The organism is Delftia sp. ZNC0008 (assembly GCF_000799035.1).
Lineage (GTDB): Bacteria > Pseudomonadota > Gammaproteobacteria > Burkholderiales > Burkholderiaceae_C > Comamonas > Comamonas tsuruhatensis.
On the sequence record NZ_JTKZ01000212.1, the window covers coordinates 1 to 2,281 of the forward strand.

3 protein-coding genes are annotated in these 2,281 nt (G+C 68.9%); 2 read left to right on the forward strand and 1 reads right to left on the reverse strand.

Going from position 1 to position 2,281, the window contains the following annotated elements; translation table 11 throughout:
* Positions 1–498, forward strand: a 498-nt coding sequence (locus tag L995_RS07245; protein ID WP_047470585.1) for a FlgO family outer membrane protein, incomplete at its 5' end; no start/stop codon positions are given.
* 74 nt (positions 499–572) lie between these two features.
* Here L995_RS07245 and L995_RS07250 read toward each other — a convergent pair.
* Entirely contained in the window at positions 573–1,454 is an 882-nt protein-coding gene (locus tag L995_RS07250) for a DMT family transporter (protein WP_047470587.1), read from the reverse strand.
* A gap of 88 nt (positions 1,455–1,542) precedes the next feature.
* On the opposite strand from L995_RS07250, the gene pyrF reads away from it, so the two are divergent.
* Positions 1,543–2,281 (forward strand): orotidine-5'-phosphate decarboxylase (pyrF, locus tag L995_RS07255; RefSeq protein WP_047470588.1); only part of this gene is annotated, 739 nt, incomplete at its 3' end.

Sequence of the window (2,281 nt, forward strand, 5' to 3'; positions counted from 1 at the left end):
CCGCGTCGTGGCGAGCCCACCTACCAGTCGGCCGCAGCCAACCCCTTCATCGCCAGCAGCCGCGCTGCCGTGGACGAGCTGGTCAAGGGCCTGAACACCGAGGAACTGGGCGAGGCGCCCGTGCTCGTGGCCACCGTGGTCAACGTCAACGACCTGACGCGCTCGGCCCCGCTGGGCCGCACGCTCAGCGAGCTGTACGCCTCCCAGCTGTCCGCCAAGGGCTACAACGTCAAGGAGCTGAAGCTGCGCGGCGATGTGTACGTCAAGGAAGGCACGGGCGAGCTGCTGCTGTCGCGCGAGATCAAGGACATCGCCCGCAACCACAATGCAGCCCTGGTCCTGGTGGGCACGTACTCGGCGGCTGCCAAGTACACCTATGTGAGCCTCAAGCTGGTTCGCACCGACGACAGCCGCATCGTGCGCAGCCACGACTACGCGCTGCCCAACAACATCGACATCCAGCGCCTGCTGGGCGCCCCGGCCACGGCGCAACGCTGAGGCCCTGCAGCCTGAATGCGCCCGCGTGCGCAGTCAGGCTGCGTCTTCTTCTCCCGACCTTCCCCTGCTTGCCCTCAGCGGCCGCGCGCCGGCCACAGCACCGAGGCGATGGCCACCACCATCAGCGCCACGGCCGTCCAGTCCTGCCAGTGCAGCACCTCGCCCAGCCACCAGGCGCCGCTGAACACACCCAGCACGGGGATCATCATCACGCTCAGCGTGGACGCCACGGGCGGCAGGCTGCGCGCCAGGAAGAACCAGACCGTCTGGCCAAAGCCCAGCACCAGCACGCCGTTGAAGACGATGGCGCCCGTGGCCTGGGCATCGGGCCAGTGCCACAGGTGGCGCTCGAAGACGAAGGCCAGCACCGTGAGCGTCAGCGCGGTCAGCGCCACCATCCACAGCGTCATCGTCAGCAGGGGCACGGGCACCTCGGCGCGGCGCAGCTTCTGCGTGCCGAAGGCCCAGCTCAGCGCGGCGGCCAGCATCAGGCCCACGCCGATGGGGCGGCTGCCCAGGGCGCCGACCTCGTGCCACAGCAGCAGGAGCACGCCCGCCAAGGCCGCCGCCACACCCGCCCAGGCACGCGGCGCCAGCCGGTCATGGAAGAACAGGCTGCCCACCACGGCCGAGAAGATGGGCATGGTGTAGCCCAGGATGGCCGCCCGCCCGCTGGACAGCATGGGGATGGCAATGATGATCAGGCTGTTCCACAGCACCATGTTGAACAGCGTCAGCTGCGCCAGCCGGGGCCAACAGGCGCGCGGCACGGCCAGCGGCAGGCGGCGCCAGACCACGAAGGCCGCCAGGATGGGCAGCCCCACCCACATCGAGGCCATGCGGAAACTCAGCGGCGGGAAATGCTGCACGCCCAGCTTCATCACCGGCCAATTGATGCCCCAGATCAGGGTCAGCGCGATCAGCAAAAGGATTTGTCGGGCGGTGAAGGCAGGCATAGGCCGCCGATTGTGCCCATGGGCCGCCAAACCCGCTGGATGCCCGGCGACAGGCCCCGGGAAGGGCCGATCGCTAAAATCGCGCCCCATGACCTTTCTCGACATGCTGCGCAATGCCACCGCCCAGAACCAATCCATGCTGTGCGTGGGCCTGGACCCCGAACCCAGCCGCTTTCCTGCGGCCATGCGCGGCGATGCAAGCAAAATCTACGAATTCTGCGCCGCCATCGTCGAGGCCACGGCCGACCTGGTGAACTCCTTCAAGCCCCAGATCGCCTACTTCGCGGCCCACCGCGCCGAAGACCAGCTGGAAAAGCTCATGGCCCACATGCGCGCCGTCGCGCCCCATGTGCCCATCATCCTGGACGCCAAGCGCGGCGACATCGGCTCCACCGCCGAGCAGTACGCCAAGGAAGCCTTCGAGCGCTATGGCGCCGACGCCGTGACCCTGTCGCCCTTCATGGGCTTCGACTCCATCACGCCCTACCTGCAGTACGAGGGCAAGGGCGCCTTCCTGCTGTGCCGCACCTCCAACCCCGGCGGCGACGACCTGCAGGCGCAGCGCCTGGCCGACCTGCCGGGCCAGCCCCACCTGTTCGAGCATGTGGCGCGCCTGGCGCAAGGCCCCTGGAACACCAACGGCCAGCTCGGCCTGGTGGTGGGCGCCACGCGCCCGCAGGAGATCGAGCGCGTGCGTGAATTCGCGCCCTCGCTGCCGCTGCTGATTCCCGGCGTGGGTGCCCAGGGGGGCGATGCCGTGGCCACGGTCAAGGCGGCGCGCATCGGCGGCGGCCCCATCATCATCAATTCCTCGCGTGCGGTGCTCT